Genomic DNA, 19,567 nt, shown 5'->3' on the forward strand with positions numbered 1-19,567 from the left:
TTGCATATCCTTAAGAGAATCCATTTCATATTAGGACAAGGAAGTGTTCGATTATGGCTGCTAGGTTGGAACGAAATTACACGGTACATGATATGCGGGACGAGATTCTCTACTTTGATAAAAATTGGAAAAGGTCTTTCTCAGGTTCTAAAGCTATCTACACAGCCACCTCCCATCATTCCGTCATTACTTTGACCAACACCACTGCAAGCGGAAAGACTTTTCCAGTCGTTATTCAAACGTACCCAAAAGGCAGCAAAGTAATCGTAATTGGAGTTGCGGTTCATCTTCCGCCCCACCGTACTAAAAGGCTTGTATAACGCAAAAAGGCTGCAGATCCATAATCTGCAGCCTTTTCTTTGCATCGCCTTGCCTTAGCCCTTCACAACGCCTATACAGAACTAAGAATATTGAACATGATCCACACCATTAGCTTTTGCAAACAATTGTATGGCTTTCTTCACGTTTTTGCGCAGCTGTGCTGTAATATGAGCTTCAGGTTCAAAATGCAGCAGTTCCACCTTAAGCAAATTTTCTTTCCGGTTGAGGCGCGGGTCCATTCTGCCGATTAATCTATCTCCAGCTAGTATTGGCATCGCATAATAGCCATACTTTCTTTTGTCCGCAGGCGTGTAGATCTCCCAACGGTATTCAAAATGAAATAAATCCTCAAGCCGTTTACGGCTCCAAAGCATATTATCCAATGGTGGTAAAAAAGTAATCTGTTCGGCTTTCGCTTCTAAATAGCTATTATCCTTATCAGCAGCTTCCTCACGGTGTGCCATTACCCGTTCCACATCTGAAGACAATACATAATAAGGGTGCTTAAGATCTTCTACCGCTACCTCCGTGATGATGCCGCATTGAATAAATTGCTTGATCGCTTCACGGCGCTCAGCTGCACTCAGCTTCAACCAGCCAAAACGAGAGTCTGATGGCTCGAATACACGGTAAGCACGGAAATATTTAAGCAGCATTAACCGCTCTGCTTCCTCCATATCTAGATCTTCAGCTGTCTGGAGCAGCTCATTCGGAACGCTGCGACTTACCAGATCAAATAGCCTCTGATTGCCTTCCCTTCCGACAATGCGAATGTGAGCCGCATCAGTCAATAGGTTTATCGCATGGGAGGTTGCTTTTGTTTTTGCTTTGGCATTTGAATTTTCCCAATAACCATGTACCCGCATTTCCGATTCAAAAGCTCTAGCTGGTAATGGTCCTTCATCCTGAAGCTTGTCCATTACCTGCTCTGGTACAGGCTGCAAAGCTTCCAACGCGGATAACGTATACTCACGAATTCGTGTCCGGGTAGGCTGAAATATAGGGTAATGCTCCATAGGGATCATGCATGCTGCATTAGCAAAGTACTCGAACACTTCATGATTACTGAGTAATTCATTCATTAGGCTGGGTTCATAGTTGGCTATTCGGGCAGACAACACCAAATGCTGATTGGCTCGAACAGCAGCAACTGGATCGATTTGCACGCATTCTAGTTGACGTATGACGTCCAGTACCTGCTCCCTACTGATCATTTCGTTGAGCCGTGGTTGCAACAGCAGTTGTTTTTCTAATAGAAAACGTCTGAGACCTTGTTTTGTAGTATGAATCAAAGATCGTTTCCTCCCCTGTTGTCAGTCTCAATCCTCCACGATTGCGACCGGACGTGCCCAGCCTGCACTCGCCTTCTCCACTTTAATCGGGAAGCAGGATACTTTGAACCCAAACGGTTTAGGGATCTGATCCAAATTGGCCAGCTTCTCAATCTGGCAATATTCCCGGTCCTTACCGACATAATGCGCTGCCCATAGGACGCCTTCCTTAGGCTGCTTTTTGTATGCTTCAGCTTGCAGATTGAGCGGGATATCCCAGCCCCAGCCGTCAGTACCAACTACCTTGATGCCTTGATCCAGCAGCCACACCGTTGCTTCTGCTGATACACCGGCATGTAGGAATGCGTAATGTTCGTTGTACAAGCGTTTGTCCGCATCACTACGAATGAGAACAATATCATAAGGTTTCAATGTGTAGTCTATTCGTTGTAACTCAGCTTTCAGGTCGTCCGTCGTAATCTCGTATCCCGGCGGCTTGGTGCTGAAATCAAGCACTACACCGTCAGAATAAAACCATTCGAGGGGCATTTCATCAATTGTTCTTGCTTGTTTCCCTTCCGATGTTGGCCAGTAGTGCCATGGTGCGTCGATATGAGTACCGGCATGTGTATTAAGGGTCACGGTTTCCGTCGCCCATGCTTTGCTTTCTGGAAAATCCTCCTGCTTAAGTCCGAGAATCGTCGCGGCTTGCAGTGCCCCTGCTTCATGGCTCGAATACTCGATCTTTGCCGGAAGTGGTTCTTGAATACGTGGACTAATAGGTACGCTTAAGTCGATCAGCTTCATCTTTTATTTCTCCCTTGTCTCCCGAATTTCAAACCCATTATACCATATTGCTCCAATTTCAAGATCATATGATGGACAACGGAACTGCAATCATTGGTTCTGTCTAAACACAAAAAAAGCCGCGATTTACGCGACCTTAATTCGTTGTTATATCTGATCAGCTTTTCTCGTCTGCATCCCATCGATGTCTGAACTTCGTGAGATTGGGGTGAGCGTCCGGCGGCGGTTCGGTTATGATTAGACGAAGCTTTCCGATCCACTCCTCGAAAGAACTAAACGAGGCGAATGCGTTTGCCGTTTCTGGCGATACATATAGGAACAGTGGCTGCGGATAGACATCCATCAAATGACGGATAGCTGCTTCAATAGGTGTGTACTTCTTCCGTTTACCCTCCCAATTTTCCACGGTAATCGCGCCATCGTCTCCACTTTCCCGACGCCAATCAAACAAGCGATCTTCTCGCATGTAGTAAGGCTCAATCGGACGTTTCCACATTCGTCTTGCCGTTTCCTCATGCAAGGGATATAGAACAAGCTTCGCGAACGACCGTGCTTTTGCCAATGCCGCTGCATGTGTCAGCTGTTGCTCCGTTACATCCTGGAACGTATCGTAATACACCAGCGTTCCTTTCCCTGAATGGGAGTCCTTTTCCTCAACGTAACCAAACGGCACTTTACGGACGCCTCGATCCATAATATCCCTCCAAGCCTTTATTGCCTTCTAGTATACCCGAAAGAAGCCGTTATCTCTACAACGCCTATCGTGCAGCAATTATAATCCTAGATTTTCAATTCGATTCTGAAAGCTGATTATATTGTTTATGGTTGTTATAATTTGTGAATTCTGAAGCTGATCCAGTGCGAGATGACCGTTAGCCAGCGCTTGATTAATCTCTTGTAACAATTCTTTGTTTTTATCAACCAATTGTTGATGTAGATCTTTCGCAATCGAAGGGGCGTCGATCAAATTAAATTGTTCGATTTCCTTTTTTAACGACATTAATTGATCTTCAAGCTTTTGCTTGGTTTCAGGATTCGTGGCAGCATCTTGAATCATTTGTGGTGCTTGTTCTGCAAAATTAGTAAGTGTATTTATATGTTCTGTAGCTTGATCTACATACTGTAAGGAGTTGTTTGCTTCTTGTAAGAAAGTACACGCACTTAACATCATTGTCGAAAGAACCAATAATAGTATCATCAATCGTTTCATACAATTATCTCTTCCCTCCTGTTCGTTTGAATACCCTTTACGTATTGCAAGAAAAAGGGTTTCATGAACACACAATGTACTAAAGCTTCATCCTTTCTGCTTCTGTTTCTCTAATAAACTTGTTTCTTCTTCAATTCGACTTATGTCTATACGATCGAAAAGGATCTTTATGTTGTGAACTTTACGGTTAGCTGGGACGGAAATCAACTTCCACTCCGGTTGGTCAAGGGTTAGAAACTTTCTAATTTCTTCACAGGAGAAAGGAATAAACGGGTTTAATAATTGAGACAAATTCGCGATAATCTGTACGCACGTATGCAAAGTATACCCACATGCTGTCTTGTTCTCTTTGATTTGTACCCATGGTTTTTGTTCATCAAAGAATTTATTTGCTCCGCGGACAAAAGTGAAAATGAGCTCAATCGCCTCTTTAAGATGACCTGCTTCTATTAAGGCCCCAGTCTTTAGATACCATTCCTCTATTGTTCTCTTCCATTCCTCATTAAGATTCCCCTCTGGTACGAATCCCTCAAATGATTTGTCAATGAAGGACAATGTGCGATTAACAAAGTTCCCGAATGCGCCAAGCAATTCCCCATTATGGCTATGGATGAACTCTCTCCATGAAAAGTCAGTATCCCGGTTCTCAGGACCATTTGCTATTAGAAAATATCGAATAGAATCTGGCTGATAGCGGCTTAGAATGTCCGGTACCCATACGGCCCAGTTATGACTTGTCGAAAACTTTTTCCCTTCTAATGTCATATACTCACAGGAAATAATTCGATCAGGCAAATGCAAATCCCCTGCTCCCAAGAGAAGTGCTGGCCATACTACAGTATGGAAAGGGATATTATCTTTACCATGTACGTAGTAAGCCGTTGTCTTATCCTTGCCCGAAAGCCAGTACGGTTCCCAGCTGCCTCCTGTTTCTGCAGCCCACTGCTTACTCGCGGATAAATATCCACTGACTGCCTCGATCCATACATAGATCTTTTTATCTTGAAACCCTTCAACGGGAACATCTACACCCCATGTCAAATCCCTGGTAACCGCACGATCTTGAAGTCCTTCGTTCAGGTATCTGCTTGTTAGACGTACCGCATTCTCTTTCCAGCCTGTAGCGTTGTCCACATATTCGGTTAATACATCTTGGAACCCAGAGAGTTCAAGATAATAATGCTCTGTAGGGCGCTCAATAGGTGGATTTCCACAGATCTTGCAAATCTTATCTGACAGGTCGGCTGGATCTAACAAGGTCGAACAATAGTCACACTGATCACCTCTCGCACGGTTTCCACAAACCGGACAAACACCTTCAACGTAACGATCTGGCAAAAATCGTTGATCTGTTTCACAAAAGGTTTGCAAGATTTCTTTCTTGTACAAATATCCATTGTTCAATAGCCTTAGAAACAGTTCTTTAACGACTTGATGGTGAAATGCCTGATCCGTACGCGTGTACAAGTCATAAGTAAACCCCAGCTTCTTGAAACACTCAGTAAACTCCTGATGAAATCGATCCGCAATATCTCTTGGTTTCACACCTTCTTTAATCGCCTGAACAGCGACTGGTGTCCCGTGACAATCACTCCCAGATACATACAAGACGTTTCTACCCTTTGAGCGAAAATAACGTGCCAGTACATCACCCGGCAGCAAGCTTGCCAAACGTCCCAAATGCAATGAACCATTAGCGTAAGGCCATGCTCCGCCAATAAAAATATTTTCCATTTTTACGCCTCCTTTTTTTGGACAAACAAAAAAGCCCTCATCCCCGAAGGGACGAGAGCTATGCTCACGTGTTACCACCCAATTTTATTAATGCTTTACGGCATTAACCTCTTCAGGTACGACGCTATCGCGTTTATACCCTAGCACAGTAACGGGTGCGGGTTCCGGCGCAGCCTACATCCACAAAGTGGGTTCGATGCGCAGCTCAGAGACCATGTTCCCACGATTATTCTTTACCCCTTTTCAGCAACCGGGGCTCTCTGTAAAAGACCTTATCATGGTACTCTTTCTCGTCATAGCTATTGTTCAGAATATTCGATTAAATGGAATTTTACTGGATATGATTTCCTAAGTCAAGGGTCAAATAACTCCTCTATTGCTGAGATACCCATTCATAATGAATATCAGGTAAATTTTCTTCATTTTCATGTCCTCTGGCAATCACTTTAAATCCATGCTTTTCATAAAATCGCTGCGCATTATGATTGACTTCAAAGGTATATAAGCGTAATTTGCCATTCGAGTTTTCTTTAGCTTTATTAAGTAACGTTTCGCCTATACCTATTCCTTGATAATCTACATGAATATATAGCTGGCTTATTTCACTCTTATTAAATGCAATAATTCCAATGACTTGATCATCCATCAACACTAATTCGACTTGAAAGTGCAAGGGCAATATATGATTTATAAAATAAATGTGATCTTCAACAGGACGGACTTCTTTCTGCCCAAGTGCTTTCTCCTTACTAGCGCGCCACATTGTCACGGTTTGCTCAGCATACTTGGGGTCATAGGGAGTAATTATATAGTTCACTGAAATCCCTCATTTCACATTTAAGTTCAATAAGAAATCTCTTGTAACTTGATACGCATCGGTCCATCCCATTTTCGCGTAGAACCGCAGCCCATCAAGTCCCTTGAAATAATAAGCACCGGTTAAGCGCTCCTTGAAGTTAGGAATTACGATATTGGCTTTCTCTTGATGGTCTTGATATGCCTTAATTATCTCATTCCAGGGCATATGCCGATCAAGAATGGCGAGGTCAACGAGGTAATCACCGTATATGCAATTGCCGTCTATGATACTAGTAATACGTTTGCCATCCGATAAAATGTTCCATTGGTGAAAATCCCCGTGTACAAAGTTCCTATGCAGTTCGTTATATGGAATGTATGCCGTTAAACGATTATAGATCTCTTGAAAAACGTCTTTTTCCAAACAAGATGTTTGAAAGAGTTCATGCCAGTTCTCCCAGAACGTTCCCGTCTGATCCTCCGCATTAAAAGCAACTACAAAGTCCTTCCAAGATGCATAGGCTCCGTTGCCGTCTGGCCCGATCCATCCGTACCCTTTTGTTGCCCCAACATTCACCTCTGCCATTCTCGTCATTATACTGATAAGTTCCGGTAACTGATGGATTTGTTCTTCAACCGTGCATTCGGCGAGATTACGCCCGTCCATCCGCTCCATGATTGCGTATGCTAATTGGTCGATTTTCCCCAGTGCCAAACATTTAGGAAAAGGTATGCCTTCGCTAGACAACAAATTCGAGACAAATCGTTCTGTCTCATACGCTCCTTCTAGGTCACTGAATTTCACGACATAGCCTTTGCCATCAAGGGTGAAGGAAAACACATTGCTCAAGTTCCCGCCTGCCAGTGGTGTAATCTCGGCTGCACCAGGTCCAAGATGTTTCTGTAACACGTTCTCAATTTCACTCATAGCCAAACTTGGTTTCATATAAGCCGTCATCGTTCCAGCTCCCGTTCTCCAAATGATTTGGTATCATCTCACTCATTATTATTAAAATTATAGCATTATTGATTTGAAGAAAACGGTTATAACTAAACTATCCCTTTGGGGTATAGGATGCGAAAATCAAACAGGCTGCCGTTATGAACGGCAGCCTGTTAATTAATCTATGTTTATTGTTTATTTACGAAAAGACTGAGCTCCACCCAGGCTTTGTTCGGCAATCTCGACTAAACGCCGAGTAATTGAACCGCCAATCTTCCCTGCATTATACGTTGTTAAATCTCCGTTATAACCATCTTGCGAGAACTGAATACCAAGTTCAGAAGCCACTTCGAATTTCAAACGATCTAATGCTGCGGATGCTTGTGGTACAAGTAACGAATTCTTAGCCATTGATAAACCCTCCTGGTGTGAAGTGATTTGTGTTGCTGAAATTAATTTCTCCATAATAAACTAAAATATGCAAAAATCTTTTAAGGATAAAGTTAACTGCACCGCGAGATAAAAGTCGGATCATATTTGCTCTTTAGAAACTTATTAATTGTAAATACAAACTCAACTTTTCTAGAATAAATAGGAATTTCACCATTTGTGCTGCTATAACTCGCGCAATCCCAATGAATCGCAAAAATCTTTACGATGTTTATAAATTCCGGTTCCAGGACATAGAGCGTATAGGTATCCTTGTTATTGATGACTTTTCGGTCTTTTTCGATTAAGGCAATTTGCTTTTCTCCCTCATAAATACAGAGGAAATGCCCGTCTTTTCCTTTTCCAACCTCATACCCTTGAAAATTCCGATCTCCAAGATTTAATCGGGTTTCGATATAACCAAAGATGAAGAACCCTTCTTTATGATTGTAGATTTCTCCATGCTCTAACTTATATAGATCTCGTTTCCCGCTGAACGTACTGGATGATTGTTTCATTAGACCTGGAATCTCTATGTTAAAGAAGCCGGAACGCTCAACTAAAAACGCCTCTAGTTCATCCTCATCCTTAAGCAATATGTATTTCTTTCTAGCGGTTTGCTCAAGTCTTAGTCTCAATGTTCCTGCCCCCTCTTGTATGTCTTGATAAACTCATTAGCCAGATTTCAAAGTGATTCAGAACATATGTTCTATTGTGATTATAATCCAAATATACGAGGAAGTTCAACAAAATAAGCTGCCGTTATATCAGCAGCTTATTTTTAATAGAGAATATAATTCTGCTAGAAATCCATTACCCTCTTGATACCGGCTCCCAAATAGCTTCCGTCCCGGATTCTAAAGATACAATGGCACCGGATTCAACAAGCTTTTCGACATCTCCGCAAGTCAACTTCCATGTGTCGTAATGCGGATAAATCGCTGACAAATCAACTTCGAAGGATCGAGTTTTCGAGCCAAGATTCGTCAGGCGGAAGGCGTTCTCTTCATATTCATAGCTTAACTGGAAACCAGACTGTTCAAGCACGACTTTTCCTGTGTCCATTAATCGCGGAGAGATCAGCAGGTCAGCCTCGAACGTCTGACGAATGCCCAGGAATTCATGGATAAGAACCCATGAGTACACACAAGGATATTCATAATAATGCGCAGCGCCATGCCAATTTTTATCGTCCATGTAATAGATATAGTTCATGTCGTAACGCTCACCCATGACGTAGCCTTCTGTTGCCGCTTGCTCCGCCACTCGCATCAATTGTCCAAGCAGTACATTCCCATTCTTTTTCCATGACCAGAACGCTGCATCCCAACACCAATAGCGGCCGGCCGCGCACAAATCATATGGCCCGCCGTCTCCAATCTCTGAATCCGTATACTGATCGATATGAGCGGCTAAGAATGTAGGGAAACGCTGGAATTGATCGATATGTTCATCCACCAACGCCAAGATGCTCTCCTCTTGTTCCTTCGAAGTGTGGCCGAATAGAACGGGAAGGATGTTAGCAAGCAAATGGATATGATCGTGCGAATCTCCATTCCGATCGACCCAGTCTACGAATCGATTATTTATTTCATCCCAATAGCCCATCGGCAGAGGTTTCGCTACGCTATTCCCAAGTAGAATGGCAATATTCTTGTAATGTGCCTCTTTCTCATCTCGCCACAAACGACGCTCTAATTCGGCCAGCAAGTTGAATGAATGAGCAGCCAGTACCGTTGCAAACGTCTCCCGGCCGTCCTTAATCACTTGATCCTCGTAGTAGACATCGGACCAGAGCCTGCCATGTCTGTCAATCTGATCTTCAATGCACGAAGCAGCACCTTCCAGGTCTTTGATATGTTGACGCAGCCAATCCATATTTTTCGTAGCGGCGCAATAGAGCCATGCAGCTTCGAGCACTTCTACGTTACCCGTAATTAGAAACATGATCGCGTTCTCCGAACCGTCGAGACTACTGCGGCGCACGTGATATTCTCTAGCTCCACTCGGTTGAACAGCACAAGGATTACGCCAAAGTCCTTCAGGATCTTCTCTCATCATTCGAAGCTGGAGTTCAATCATTCGGCGAATGACATCGTAATCCAGTTCGTTTCCCCAAGCCAAACGCCCTTTTATTTGAAATTCATGATCGACGTCTGGATAAGTACCGCCGTACATCGACTTTAAGGTGCTGAGAACGTAACCTTCCGAATCCGGATACTCCGATGCGCGCGTCCTTTCGACGACTGAAGGCAGCATCGTTCCCCAGTAAAGCGCAGCAAGAGTATGAGCCAACTTCTCTCCGTGTTCGAATTCCAAACTGAACCGCTTTCCGAAGCTATCTGCATGAGGTCGGCTTTCATAAGCAATTAGTTCACATGATTCAGCAGCTACACGAACAGTTATAGTCTCATGAGTATGAGTCAAAATGATATCCCCATCGGTTCTGATCAGCCATGAGCTATCCGTGGAATCTGGATCGACTGGAAGCACCCAAGCATATTCCCTGCCAGTGATCGTCCGATGCTCCGCGTCCATAGGAAGGACGTACCATTCCATATTACGATCCAATACAAAAGACGGCCCTTGGTCCATCTCGAGCTCGATCGGCTGTTCGTATTGGATTGTTAGTCTCCAAGATCTTTCATCCAATTGCTTGCTTGATGCTTTGATTTTCTTAATGAGAGCGCTTTCCAAATTCGAGACTGTCACTGCGTGACACCTTCCTTTTACCGAGTAGTAGAATTTCTGACACTTTACTATTTAGGAAGAATGCATATAACCCTATATACATTCGCATTAAGTCAGGTGAATTCCTTCTCGATTTGGTCAGCATCTATCGTGTCTACATTCAGCCATTCTTCAGCTCAACCGAGCTGAAGATAATGGCTGTTCTTTTCAGAACGAGATAGAACTGAGAATCCTATGGACTGATAAAATAAATGAGCAATAGGATTGTCCGTCTTCAATACAAGCATTTGATAGTGATTTCTTGCATCAGCAATAACGAAATCCATTAACATTCGACCTATTCCAAATCGTCGTACATTTGGCGAAACATACAGCCTACGAACTCGCCCTATTTCTTGCCTATCAGAGTATGGATCTTGATTCAAACCGCATACTCCTACGATTTTATTACTATTTATAGCGATAAAGAGTGCTTCCCCCTCCTTATCAAATCTGTTTGTTCCATCCTCATATTCGGTTATTAGCCGAGTGAGGTTACGATGTCCCTCACTCCTGCTTTCTTCAACCAGCTGCATTAACGTATTGGGGTCTATTTGATTTACTTTAGTAATTATAAAATCATTCATAAAACTTCAACTCCCCTGTTCGTCTGCCTCGGCAGCATTCAATTTCTCGATAATTCTACGCTTCCGGTACATCATTCTACCTGTTTCAGTGACATCTTGGAGGGTTGAACGATTCAGATAGGCACCGAACAGAATGCCTGCAATCGGGATCAGTTGAGCTATCTTTTTCCATCCAAAGTTATCCCGGTAAGTAAGCATGACCTCGCGCCAGCCTTGGAGCTGGGACATAACCTGTGCACTTTGCTCATTGGAGTGGAACGCAGCAAGATCCTCCAGAATGGCCTTCTTGCCAACGATGTCAGAGGAGGAAAACTGCAGACATTTCACAATAAAGATACGCTCAGATTTTTCTGTCGGGTCATACCCGTAGCTAATCGCTATCTCCTGTAGTGCTTTAATTGAAATGCCTAGTAGGAGTGGAATGTCGATGGCAAGAGTGAAAATGCCTCCAATTCCCGTTGTAGCTCCTTGCACAGTCGCCGTGTTGCTGCTTGATTTCGTAATGCTGTTGGCCATCTCATCCATTCGGCTGAGCGGCAGCTGTCCGATCCGATTTAAATCCATCTCAGAATCACGATCTTCATTCGGGAAAAATATGCGATACATCTGTTCCTTACTAATCAGATAACGTCCGCCACTTTGCACGTAGCTTCCGAGCTCATCCAGCGCCAATCCTATTTTATCCTGAATAAACTTGGGGGTGAGCCGGTCAAGAATGGCAAAAGGCAGCCTGCCGAGCTTTTCCCAGAAAAAGAGATCCTTCTGGTCCTTTTCCCATTGTTCAATAAGTCTTAATTCCAATCTTAAAGTGTTTATGTCTTCTGTTCTTGTCATGATAGTTAGACTCCTCGCTGGAATATTTCCTTTAGCCTTACATACTGTAAAAGGTATCAATACGTTTCATAAAATGCTCCATTTTGTCCCTATTGCTGGAAATAAGAAAACCGCCAATAGGTGGCGGTATGGTCGTGGTGTTATTTAGTTATTTCCAATTATCTCATTTGGTACAAGTGAAACAGCCCGTATGATAGCTTCAGGGTGGAGCTGCTTCATGATCTGCTTCGCTTCCGCAATATCCTCTGCTCTAACATTTCTATAAAACACTACTCCATTGGTGTCCTGATACTCCACTGAAAAATCAATTTGTTCATTCTCCACATTTGCCACCTGTAAATTCCTCCTCATAAATAATCTACCCGGTACTTCTTCTCAAGATAAGCGTACTCATTGTCTGTATGTTCGTAAGTCCTAGGTTGAATGATTATGAATTCATCTGAATTAGACTCTTCTGCAGCAAGGTTTCTCAGCTCTTTCACACGTTCAATCACCTGTAGGTCAAGTTCTAAAGTTTCCTCCAGCTCCTCCTCTGAGACGAAGTGAAGAGAGATATCCTTGCTGAACTGCCTCCATTGGTTTTCTCTATCTTGAAAGCATAAAGTAACAACGATACGAGCCTCATCAATGTCAACAGCAGTTTTTGTGTATAGCTCCAAGAGGATATCTGTTTCGTGCGACAAATTTACAAGAAAACAGTATTTTCCATTGTCCAGATAGCCATTCAGATTTGCTGCTCGATACAGTCCACTCGGGAGCTCTATGGTAACTTCTGCTTTTTCTATAGTCACTAATTCCTCGGATAAGAACTGGATCCACAAATGGTTCATCCCGTCTTCTTGTTCCATTATTGATTTAGCCATCCGCAGATTAAGCATCAATTCTTATCCTCCCTCAAAAGCTGGGAAACAGAATCAATGACTTTTTGTTTTAATTCAGCGGAAATTCTGGGACTTACTGTGATTGCGACATCTTCCGTTATAGTAAGAGTTTCGTTCTCCAAGATCCGATTCGGATTATACAGATGCATCTGCTGCCCAATCTTCACTACTTCTTCTATCGAGAGTATCATTAATTTTTCTTGTATAGACGCCAGTGTTTCTCCCGTTCTTGTTAAGGTTATGATGGCTCGAAAAAAGTGAAGGTGCTTTTCCGTGTACACCCTCTTATTCCCCACTAGCTCCAGAGGCGGTACCATTCCAATTTGAGTGTAGTATCTAACCGTTCTCAAATTCATTCGAGTGTCATCCTGTAGAAGAATCTCTGAGATCTGTTTTGCAGTGTAGCCGCTCATGCGATCACTCCTCTATTACAGTTAAGTGTATTGTGTACAGTTTACTGTAACGTAAAATAATCGTCAACAAGATAAAATGTCTTGTTGTCCGAAAGCATACGAAAAAAAGATGGCTCCATAATAGAACCATCTTTTCTCCCTAATCATATGTACCTCTACTAAAGAACAGCTGCCTTGCCGCCATCAATATTGACCGATGTACCTGTTACGTAAGAAGCAGCTTCTGATACGAGGAATGTGATGACCTTCGCGGCTTCCTCTGTGCGACCGATTCGTCCGAGCGGAATGTCGTGACGTGGATCGGCTGCGAATTCGTCCCAAGTCAGGTGAGGCGCCGTTGCCTGCCACATTCGCTCGATCTGATCGCTTCGGATCAGTCCGATGCAAACCGCGTTCACGCGTATACCATCAGGTGCTAGATCCTTGCTCATTGCTTTGGTCAGCGCCAGTCCGGCTGCACGACTGACTGAAGTTGGCAGCGATGAGCCTGAAGGTGTCTTCCCGCCAATCGCTGTGACATTAACTATCGCTCCTCCCCCTTCCTGACGTAAAAACGGCAATGCTGCACGTGTAAAATGTACCGCGCCAAATAGCTTCAAATCCAAATCTGCTGACCATGCAGCAGCGTCTACTGCTTCAAACGGCTTTGCTGCCGAAGTGCCTGCGTTGTTCACCAGGATATCGATACCGCCAAATCGCTCAGCAATCGCCGCTACCGCGCTAAACACCTCTTCTTCAACAGACACGTCAGCCACGATAATGAACGGCTCTATACCAGTCTTCGCCGCGATCCTCTCTGCAGCTTCCTTTAGCGGTCCCTCACTCCTAGCAACAAGAGCTACTTGGGCTCCTTCGGATGCTAGCAGCATCGCTGTCTGGAAGCCGATACCTTTACTGCCGCCCGTAATGATGGCTCGTTTTCCTTTAATCCCTAATTCCATACTATTCAAACACTCCTTTACAGGTGGATTTTTACCGTATCAAATAATCCTCTGCCAATCAAGTTTGCCGTAACCGGCTTTAGTCCGATTTCTCGGGACCAGACAGACAATTGACCGACATGATGGATCTCATGGGCAATTACATGCCGCATCACTTCGCCGTATTTATGGGGTACCCGTTCCCCTTCATCGGTGATATCAATCATAATTTTGTCTTCCAGGCTGTCATTCCACTCATAGACAAATGATGCGAGCTCCTCATGGCAACGCGCGGAAAAATCGATGATATGCTGTAAGCTGGCCACTTGCTCGAATGGCGGGATTTCAATCGCCTTTTCTTGTATTCCGCCGCAAATCCAGCCATATTCAACAGCCACAATATGATACAACGTGGGAAGAATGTATCCAATGCCGCCGGTGCGTTTCTTGAGCAGCTCTTCCTCATTCACCGTACTACACCAGTCAAACCAATCGTTTCGAACCTGCCAGTTATACTCGAAAAGTTTCAACATCATCCATTCTTCCTCTCGAACAACGTTATAGTGATTCCTTCCTGTATATTCCACTTGGATAATAAACTATCCTGCTAGTTAATAGAAAAGCTGAGTTGTATATAAAATTGATTTTCCTTCAGGAAACGAAGAGGTTTGAAATCACCTGCACGTTCGGTATTAAACTCCAGGTAGTAGCCGGAATAGTTATCGATATTTAGTAAGGTTTGAGCGATTGGCTCATAACCTCCGCCTACTCCTGCATAAGTCGAAACATAATTACCACGGCATACATGCGTCGTTACAACAAGATCAGCTGGAAGACCCGATACAAACTCTTCGTTCAATCTCGCAAATTCATTCGCATATTCGGTAACATTCACACCTATCTGCTCCATGAAGGCACTAAATTGTTCATCACAAAGCGCTCCCCAAGTACAATCGTCGATTTGGATGCTGCGGCAGCCGGCTTCATAGAGAGCAAGAATAGATGTCTTGTACGCTTTCGCAATATCAGACACAAGTTCTTCCCGGTTCGGGTAGATTGTCTTTGTGCTTTCTTGATTTTCTGCTCGTCCAGCTCGAACAGGAATTGGGCAGCTGCTGGAATTGATTGCCTTGATCAATTATGGTACGTTCTACGCCATCATCAAATCCCCAGAAGAAGTTCAGATGCCACCAGGAGCGGCGGAATTCGCCGTCAGTTACAGCCTTAAGACCAACTTTTTTTTGTTTTTGTACAAGCGTAACGATTTCGACATCTTCCACTGCCTTAAGCTGCTCAGCGGTAATCTCACCGTTTTGGGATTGGTTATAATTAAAAGCTATAACTGAGCTCTTTTACCGTATAGCCTTTGTCTCTTGGTAGCATCTAATAATGGTACATCAGATAGTTGTAAGATTTGATGCGGTATTGGATCAGATAAACGGATTAGATCCGTAAATGAACAAACACTCTCCAAATAAGGTTGTAAATTTTCCGATTCAATTAATTCGATTAAACTCTCGAGCCCTTTTCTTGCACCAATACGCTCGTCATCTGAGAGAAACCCTTGATTAACGACATTTTCAAAATCATCCTCATCTATGACAATATAATTTTGGCCGTCCTGATTGACCAGAATGTCTAGTTCCAAATCCAAATTATACAACTCAGTTCCGGTACTAAAACAAGGAGTACAGATGTCACAATTATAGCTCCAATCAATTGGACCACCTTCAGTTATTAACTTACCGTTTTCATCAAGAGTGATGTTAACTTCGAACCATTTATCATAAAAAGAATAATGTCTGAAAATGAAATCATTGCCTAGGGAATCTTTCATTTTAACATCGTAGACCATGTAATTGTCATCCCACACACGAATATTCTCTCTTGGAATCTGAAACACTCTAACCTCATTGGGTAAATGGAGATTATGAAACGCAATGATTTCTTCAGACATAAATAACCCGCCTTTCTGTTGATAGCCATGTTGTTTGCCCTAAGACATCCTGTTATCATGAAATAAACATTGTCCTTTCAGGAGGGAACAACTTGGTAGAATTTGAAGAGTTTTTAGGAAAGATGGATAATCCGGACCAACGAGCTCGAGCGGAGGAAGTTTTTGATTGGGTAGCTAAGACGTTTCCAACTCTAGTACCCAAAATCGCATGGAATCAACCTATGTTTACCGATCACGATACCTTTATCATTGGTTTTAGCGTATCTAAGCAGCATTTGGCTGTTGCACCTGAACGGGCAGGAATGATTTTTCTCGCTGATGAAATCGTGAAGTCTGGCTATGACCACACCAACCAGTTGGTTCGTATCCCTTGGAAGAGTCCGGTTGATTACTCCTTACTGAAGAAAATGATTGCTTTCAATATGGAAGATAAAGCAGACTGCACTACTTTTTGGCGGAAATAGGAACTCAAAAAAAAGGGAGCCATTTAGCTCCCTTTTAGTCATTTAATCCTTTTCCATCGAGAATTTGCTGCATGTACTTTTCAACTCTTGATTCTCGTGTTTTGGATTGTTTTGGTTGTGAGAAATGAAGCAGATATGCTCTTTGACGACCGGGAGTTAAGGATTCGAACGCTGTTTTTAAGCCGTCGACTTCATCTAATTTAATCTGGAACTCTTCGGGCATCGTATACTCATCATTCTTTTTATACTCTATTTCAAGTCCGGCTTTCTCAACTTCAATAGCATCCTGAATATAAGCTTTCAAGATGTCTTCCATCTCTTCGATTTGCTTGGCACTGGTGAACCGAATCTGGCGCCCTGCCTGCACATTCTCCGTCTGTTGGATGAGGATGCCATTGGGATCTTTCATCAAAACCCCTTTGAGAAACAGAATCGCACAATATTCTTTAAATCCATGAATTAATAAGATGTTTTTATCATTTAAAGTATAACAAGGATGCATCCACTTATAATCTTCGGTCAGCTCAAACTCAAGAATGATCGCTCTAAGCTTCTCAAATTCTTCTTTCCAAGTCTTAGCCTTACTAAAGAAAGCATCTGCTTTCGTGAACAAGGTTTTATTTGTCATAAAGGAATACTCCCTTTCAGGTGAGGTGGCTAGGCTGCAAGCAGCTTCTCAAGCTGACCACACCATTGTGTAACGCCATATCTAGCGCCTTCCAGTCCTTGAACATTGGAGAAGCCCGTTTGTTCAAGATGAAGGTTAACCTTCCCGTCACCCAAATCCTGCAGCGACCAGACAACGGTATGCTTTTCAGCACCTGTTGCTGCTGTGTAAGACAACACGCGTTTTGTTTCGTCTACGACCAATACTTCGCAATTAATAATGCCATCCCACCACTCGTTTGGCTGAGCACGGAATTGAAAGTGATGTCCAACAGTAGGCTCAAAATCATTTTCCAATACCCATTTGGCAAGCTTGCTTGAATCGGTTAATGCGGACCACAGCTTCTCGATCGTTGTTTTGTACTGAAAATCCAATGTTAATTCTAAACTCATAATTCATCCTCCTCGATTAGTTGGTTTAAACGCAGCATATTCATACTCCAGAACTTACTGTAGAAAGCTACCCAATCCTGCACCTCTCGAAGTGGAGTAGCGTTTAACCTAAACAACGTTTCTCTGCCTACTTTACGGTCAAGTACGAGTCCGGCTTCTTTCAGGATGGTCAAATGCTTAGATACAGCTGTACGCCCCATCTGAAATTGTGCTGTTAATTCATGGAGAGGTAACTCCTCAGTCTGAGCTAACAGTTGAATCAGCCGGCGTCTTGTCGGGTCTGCAATTGCGTCAAACACATCCCGCTCTTGGTTGTTGTCGCTCACAACACCCACTCCTAATTGTGTGAATCTCCCCTAACGGGACACCGTTTGGTGACACTTTTATTATAAGACACCATTTAGTGTCATGTCAACAGCAACACTTAACGAAATACATTTAGACATGTATGTAAGATAACGAATGTTATTATACCCTCTTTGAACCTTTAACTAAGCGTTGTCCTCATTGTAAAGAAAAAAAAGAGAACCGACAGAAGTCGGATCTCCACTTGGACAGCTTGCTTCACAAGGCTATTTAGTTAAGGCCTGCTTTCGACAATCCGAAAGCAGCATCAGCCGAGCCTGGTACTTGTTTGAACGCTACATTAATTCGGTTCCAAGCATTAATCGCCATAACCGAGAAGGTTAGGTCGGAAATTTCTTTTTCATTAAAGTATTCACGTGCACGATTATAATCTTCGTCTGGCACTCCATGTGCAGGCAGGTTGGTCAGAATTTCGGTCCAAGCCAACGCAGCTCGTTCACGTGGTTCAAACAAGGTGGATTCTCTCCAAATCGAAGTATGGTATAGACGAAGTTCGCTCTCTCCATTGATTTTCGCTTGTTTAATATGCATATCCAAACAGAATCCGCAGCCATTCATTTGCGAAGCTCTGATGTGCACAAGATCAAGAATTTTCTCTTCAATTATACTATCCTTTTCTGCATGACTGAATTCCAACATTTTCTTAAAAAGCTCAGGTGATTGCTGCATATAATTTAAACGTTGTGTCATTCGTATTACCTCCCGTTTTGTTTGACACTATATAGACAATTAGCGATCTATATTTGTGACATGGATTACAGAAAGTTTTTTAACTGACGAGCCTCATCAGCCTCTCAGCAACCTCCCATTAAATAAATTTTGTAGTGTTCGAACAAATAGAATGACCAACACGATACTAAGCAAAGCCAACAGGAATCCAGAAATAGCGATTAACAGCCAGGAATCAACGAAAAGTGCGTATTTCAATGAGGCATTGCTGAGCGCAGCCATCGGGAAGCTTACAGCCCACCAGGAAGCGCTAAACGGGATGGTCTTTTTAAACACTTTGAAGAACAAAACGATAAATAAGAACAATCCGAAGTAAAACAAAATCGATCCGAACGAATCAATTCGCTGCTGGAGGTTTGTAAGCCCAAGGAAACCAACTTCAAACGGGGCAATCATAATCATCATGGAAGGTACTAATCCGGCTGGCAGTGGTGCCTGATGAATCAATCGATATAGGATCAAGGTGAAGAATACTAAAGCTATAATTCCACCTATTGCAAGTGACATCAAATTAATTTCGTGAGCCCATGGAAAAGGCATTGTCCCGCCAGCAACAGAAATATCAAGGGTCCCTACTACGGGAACCAGCAAAGCCGGAACGATGTTTCCGGGCTCATGGTTTCCATTCAATAAACGTGCAACAAAAACATAACTAAGTACTAATGTTAATACCGTGCCGATGATCCAAATAACCTGTCCGAATACTTCGTTGTAATGACCAACTACTGAGGATAACAGCAGCATGGCAACCGTAATTGAACCAAAAAAGTTACCCGAAATCGGGTGTATAAATTCATTTTTTACTTTCTCTGGGTATAAGGCCCATTTAAAAATATATCCGATACTTAACACGATAAACATTACAATGGCAACAATACCGCTTATATCGGCAATAACGGTGGAAGTGCCAAATAACTTGTTAGCTTCTCTCCAAGCCAATGAAAGACCTGAGATACCCATTACTGAAGCAAATAGATTAACGGGTAAAAATTGTACAGATCCGAGGCTTCTTTGTTTCTCTATGATAGCCATAGTTTGCTGCATGGACGGACACCTCTCTCCTATCTTTGTTGCGGAGGACTTCCTCCTCTTTGCCATTGTATGAAAATCAAAA

Annotated in this window: 27 protein-coding genes and 1 other annotated feature; of the genes, 2 read left to right on the forward strand and 25 right to left on the reverse strand. The window is 43.0% G+C overall.

Annotated features, from left to right (window positions below; translation table 11 throughout):
• Positions 1-53: 53 nt before the first annotated feature.
• A complete protein-coding gene (locus AC0YNT_RS15490; RefSeq protein WP_475805419.1) occupies positions 54-320 on the forward strand; it encodes a hypothetical protein in 267 nt (88 codons plus the stop codon).
• A gap of 81 nt (positions 321-401) precedes the next feature.
• Here the strand turns inward: AC0YNT_RS15490 and AC0YNT_RS15495 are convergent, their stop codons facing one another.
• From AC0YNT_RS15495 to AC0YNT_RS15590, 20 genes are all read right to left on the reverse strand, one after another.
• Complete coding sequence (locus tag AC0YNT_RS15495) at positions 402-1,613, reverse strand: winged helix-turn-helix domain-containing protein (RefSeq protein ID WP_475805420.1); 1,212 nt, start codon at positions 1,611-1,613, stop codon at positions 402-404.
• Between the two features lie 27 nt (positions 1,614-1,640).
• Positions 1,641-2,399 (reverse strand): cyclase family protein, encoded by a 759-nt coding sequence (locus AC0YNT_RS15500; protein WP_475805421.1) that lies wholly within the window; start codon positions 2,397-2,399, stop codon positions 1,641-1,643.
• A gap of 157 nt (positions 2,400-2,556) precedes the next feature.
• Complete coding sequence (locus AC0YNT_RS15505; RefSeq protein WP_475805422.1) at positions 2,557-3,093, reverse strand: hypothetical protein; 537 nt, start codon at positions 3,091-3,093, stop codon at positions 2,557-2,559.
• Between the two features lie 78 nt (positions 3,094-3,171).
• Complete coding sequence (locus tag AC0YNT_RS15510; protein ID WP_475805423.1) at positions 3,172-3,609, reverse strand: DUF6376 family protein; 438 nt, start codon at positions 3,607-3,609, stop codon at positions 3,172-3,174.
• 87 nt (positions 3,610-3,696) lie between these two features.
• Entirely contained in the window at positions 3,697-5,343 is a 1,647-nt protein-coding gene (metG, locus tag AC0YNT_RS15515) for a methionine--tRNA ligase (RefSeq protein WP_475805424.1), read from the reverse strand.
• A gap of 44 nt (positions 5,344-5,387) precedes the next feature.
• Positions 5,388-5,649 (reverse strand) — a binding site (T-box leader).
• 67 nt (positions 5,650-5,716) lie between these two features.
• Positions 5,717-6,106, reverse strand: a complete 390-nt coding sequence (locus AC0YNT_RS15520) for a GNAT family N-acetyltransferase (RefSeq protein ID WP_475805717.1) — start codon at positions 6,104-6,106, stop codon at positions 5,717-5,719.
• A 63-nt stretch (positions 6,107-6,169) separates the two neighbouring features.
• Complete coding sequence (locus AC0YNT_RS15525; protein ID WP_475805425.1) at positions 6,170-7,099, reverse strand: aminoglycoside phosphotransferase family protein; 930 nt, start codon at positions 7,097-7,099, stop codon at positions 6,170-6,172.
• Positions 7,100-7,279: 180 nt separating this feature from the next.
• Entirely contained in the window at positions 7,280-7,495 is a 216-nt protein-coding gene (locus AC0YNT_RS15530; protein ID WP_475805426.1) for an alpha/beta-type small acid-soluble spore protein, read from the reverse strand.
• A gap of 92 nt (positions 7,496-7,587) precedes the next feature.
• A complete protein-coding gene (locus AC0YNT_RS15535; RefSeq protein WP_475805427.1) occupies positions 7,588-8,151 on the reverse strand; it encodes a hypothetical protein in 564 nt (187 codons plus the stop codon).
• Between the two features lie 175 nt (positions 8,152-8,326).
• The gene (locus AC0YNT_RS15540) at positions 8,327-10,225 is read right to left on the reverse strand and encodes a glucosidase family protein (protein ID WP_475805428.1); all 1,899 of its coding nucleotides are present in this window, start codon (positions 10,223-10,225) and stop codon (positions 8,327-8,329) included.
• A gap of 155 nt (positions 10,226-10,380) precedes the next feature.
• Positions 10,381-10,830: a GNAT family N-acetyltransferase gene (locus AC0YNT_RS15545; protein ID WP_475805429.1), complete on the reverse strand. Its 450-nt coding sequence runs from the start codon at positions 10,828-10,830 to the stop codon at positions 10,381-10,383.
• A gap of 6 nt (positions 10,831-10,836) precedes the next feature.
• Positions 10,837-11,664 carry an EcsC family protein gene (locus tag AC0YNT_RS15550; RefSeq protein WP_475805430.1) on the reverse strand — a complete coding sequence of 276 codons (828 nt, stop codon included), beginning with the start codon at positions 11,662-11,664 and terminating at the stop codon, positions 10,837-10,839.
• Positions 11,665-11,808: 144 nt separating this feature from the next.
• Positions 11,809-11,997: a hypothetical protein gene (locus tag AC0YNT_RS15555; RefSeq protein WP_475805431.1), complete on the reverse strand. Its 189-nt coding sequence runs from the start codon at positions 11,995-11,997 to the stop codon at positions 11,809-11,811.
• Between the two features lie 14 nt (positions 11,998-12,011).
• Positions 12,012-12,545 carry a hypothetical protein gene (locus AC0YNT_RS15560; protein ID WP_475805432.1) on the reverse strand — a complete coding sequence of 178 codons (534 nt, stop codon included), beginning with the start codon at positions 12,543-12,545 and terminating at the stop codon, positions 12,012-12,014.
• Complete coding sequence (locus AC0YNT_RS15565; protein ID WP_475805433.1) at positions 12,542-12,958, reverse strand: MerR family transcriptional regulator; 417 nt, start codon at positions 12,956-12,958, stop codon at positions 12,542-12,544. Before AC0YNT_RS15565 ends, AC0YNT_RS15560 begins: the two co-directional genes overlap by 4 nt.
• Positions 12,959-13,116: 158 nt before the next feature.
• Positions 13,117-13,899 (reverse strand): SDR family NAD(P)-dependent oxidoreductase, encoded by a 783-nt coding sequence (locus AC0YNT_RS15570; protein WP_475805434.1) that lies wholly within the window; start codon positions 13,897-13,899, stop codon positions 13,117-13,119.
• Positions 13,900-13,916: 17 nt separating this feature from the next.
• Entirely contained in the window at positions 13,917-14,411 is a 495-nt protein-coding gene (locus AC0YNT_RS15575) for a DinB family protein (protein ID WP_475805718.1), read from the reverse strand.
• A 74-nt stretch (positions 14,412-14,485) separates the two neighbouring features.
• Positions 14,486-14,911, reverse strand: coding sequence for a hypothetical protein (locus AC0YNT_RS15580; RefSeq protein ID WP_475805435.1), 426 nt, complete (start codon positions 14,909-14,911; stop codon positions 14,486-14,488).
• On the reverse strand, positions 14,904-15,158 hold the full coding sequence (locus AC0YNT_RS15585; protein ID WP_475805436.1) for a hypothetical protein: 255 nt from the start codon (positions 15,156-15,158) through the stop codon (positions 14,904-14,906). Before AC0YNT_RS15585 ends, AC0YNT_RS15580 begins: the two co-directional genes overlap by 8 nt.
• A gap of 56 nt (positions 15,159-15,214) precedes the next feature.
• Positions 15,215-15,835: a DUF402 domain-containing protein gene (locus tag AC0YNT_RS15590; RefSeq protein WP_475805437.1), complete on the reverse strand. Its 621-nt coding sequence runs from the start codon at positions 15,833-15,835 to the stop codon at positions 15,215-15,217.
• Positions 15,836-15,927: 92 nt separating this feature from the next.
• Between AC0YNT_RS15590 and AC0YNT_RS15595 the strand changes: the two genes are divergently transcribed.
• The gene (locus AC0YNT_RS15595; RefSeq protein WP_475805438.1) at positions 15,928-16,299 is read left to right on the forward strand and encodes an iron chaperone; all 372 of its coding nucleotides are present in this window, start codon (positions 15,928-15,930) and stop codon (positions 16,297-16,299) included.
• A 34-nt stretch (positions 16,300-16,333) separates the two neighbouring features.
• On the opposite strand, the gene AC0YNT_RS15600 is transcribed toward AC0YNT_RS15595, so the two are convergent.
• From AC0YNT_RS15600 to AC0YNT_RS15620, 5 genes are all read right to left on the reverse strand, one after another.
• Positions 16,334-16,927, reverse strand: a complete 594-nt coding sequence (locus tag AC0YNT_RS15600; RefSeq protein ID WP_475805439.1) for a YdeI/OmpD-associated family protein — start codon at positions 16,925-16,927, stop codon at positions 16,334-16,336.
• A gap of 29 nt (positions 16,928-16,956) precedes the next feature.
• Positions 16,957-17,358, reverse strand: a complete 402-nt coding sequence (locus tag AC0YNT_RS15605; protein ID WP_167275668.1) for an SRPBCC family protein — start codon at positions 17,356-17,358, stop codon at positions 16,957-16,959.
• Entirely contained in the window at positions 17,355-17,684 is a 330-nt protein-coding gene (locus tag AC0YNT_RS15610) for a metalloregulator ArsR/SmtB family transcription factor (protein WP_167275663.1), read from the reverse strand. The genes AC0YNT_RS15605 and AC0YNT_RS15610 overlap by 4 nt, the downstream gene beginning before the upstream one ends.
• Positions 17,685-17,934: 250 nt before the next feature.
• A complete protein-coding gene (locus AC0YNT_RS15615) occupies positions 17,935-18,414 on the reverse strand; it encodes a carboxymuconolactone decarboxylase family protein (RefSeq protein ID WP_475805440.1) in 480 nt (159 codons plus the stop codon).
• Between the two features lie 96 nt (positions 18,415-18,510).
• Positions 18,511-19,497, reverse strand: a complete 987-nt coding sequence (locus tag AC0YNT_RS15620; RefSeq protein WP_475805441.1) for an SLAC1 anion channel family protein — start codon at positions 19,495-19,497, stop codon at positions 18,511-18,513.
• Between the last annotated feature and the right edge of the window lie 70 nt (positions 19,498-19,567).

The organism is Paenibacillus sp. J22R56 (genome assembly GCF_056269375.1).

What these genes read in the sequence shown, in the direction of transcription:
- AC0YNT_RS15605 (WP_167275668.1), bottom strand. Translation starts at nt 17,358, where the DNA reads ATGAGTTTAGAATTAACATTGGATTTTCAGTACAAAACAACGATCGAG.
- AC0YNT_RS15520 (WP_475805717.1), bottom strand. Translation starts at nt 6,106, where the DNA reads ATGTGGCGCGCTAGTAAGGAGAAAGCACTTGGGCAGAAAGAAGTCCGT.
- metG (WP_475805424.1), bottom strand. Translation starts at nt 5,343, where the DNA reads ATGGAAAATATTTTTATTGGCGGAGCATGGCCTTACGCTAATGGTTCA.
- AC0YNT_RS15525 (WP_475805425.1), bottom strand. Translation starts at nt 7,099, where the DNA reads ATGACGGCTTATATGAAACCAAGTTTGGCTATGAGTGAAATTGAGAAC.
- AC0YNT_RS15590 (WP_475805437.1), bottom strand. Translation starts at nt 15,835, where the DNA reads ATGTCTGAAGAAATCATTGCGTTTCATAATCTCCATTTACCCAATGAG.
- AC0YNT_RS15600 (WP_475805439.1), bottom strand. Translation starts at nt 16,927, where the DNA reads ATGACAAATAAAACCTTGTTCACGAAAGCAGATGCTTTCTTTAGTAAG.
- AC0YNT_RS15500 (WP_475805421.1), bottom strand. Translation starts at nt 2,399, where the DNA reads ATGAAGCTGATCGACTTAAGCGTACCTATTAGTCCACGTATTCAAGAA.
- AC0YNT_RS15620 (WP_475805441.1), bottom strand. Translation starts at nt 19,497, where the DNA reads ATGCAGCAAACTATGGCTATCATAGAGAAACAAAGAAGCCTCGGATCT.
- AC0YNT_RS15565 (WP_475805433.1), bottom strand. Translation starts at nt 12,958, where the DNA reads ATGAGCGGCTACACTGCAAAACAGATCTCAGAGATTCTTCTACAGGAT.
- AC0YNT_RS15510 (WP_475805423.1), bottom strand. Translation starts at nt 3,609, where the DNA reads ATGAAACGATTGATGATACTATTATTGGTTCTTTCGACAATGATGTTA.
- AC0YNT_RS15575 (WP_475805718.1), bottom strand. Translation starts at nt 14,411, where the DNA reads ATGTTGAAACTTTTCGAGTATAACTGGCAGGTTCGAAACGATTGGTTT.
- AC0YNT_RS15505 (WP_475805422.1), bottom strand. Translation starts at nt 3,093, where the DNA reads ATGGATCGAGGCGTCCGTAAAGTGCCGTTTGGTTACGTTGAGGAAAAG.
- AC0YNT_RS15550 (WP_475805430.1), bottom strand. Translation starts at nt 11,664, where the DNA reads ATGACAAGAACAGAAGACATAAACACTTTAAGATTGGAATTAAGACTT.
- AC0YNT_RS15570 (WP_475805434.1), bottom strand. Translation starts at nt 13,899, where the DNA reads ATGGAATTAGGGATTAAAGGAAAACGAGCCATCATTACGGGCGGCAGT.
- AC0YNT_RS15490 (WP_475805419.1), top strand. Translation starts at nt 54, where the DNA reads ATGGCTGCTAGGTTGGAACGAAATTACACGGTACATGATATGCGGGAC.
- AC0YNT_RS15545 (WP_475805429.1), bottom strand. Translation starts at nt 10,830, where the DNA reads ATGAATGATTTTATAATTACTAAAGTAAATCAAATAGACCCCAATACG.
- AC0YNT_RS15530 (WP_475805426.1), bottom strand. Translation starts at nt 7,495, where the DNA reads ATGGCTAAGAATTCGTTACTTGTACCACAAGCATCCGCAGCATTAGAT.
- AC0YNT_RS15615 (WP_475805440.1), bottom strand. Translation starts at nt 18,414, where the DNA reads ATGACACAACGTTTAAATTATATGCAGCAATCACCTGAGCTTTTTAAG.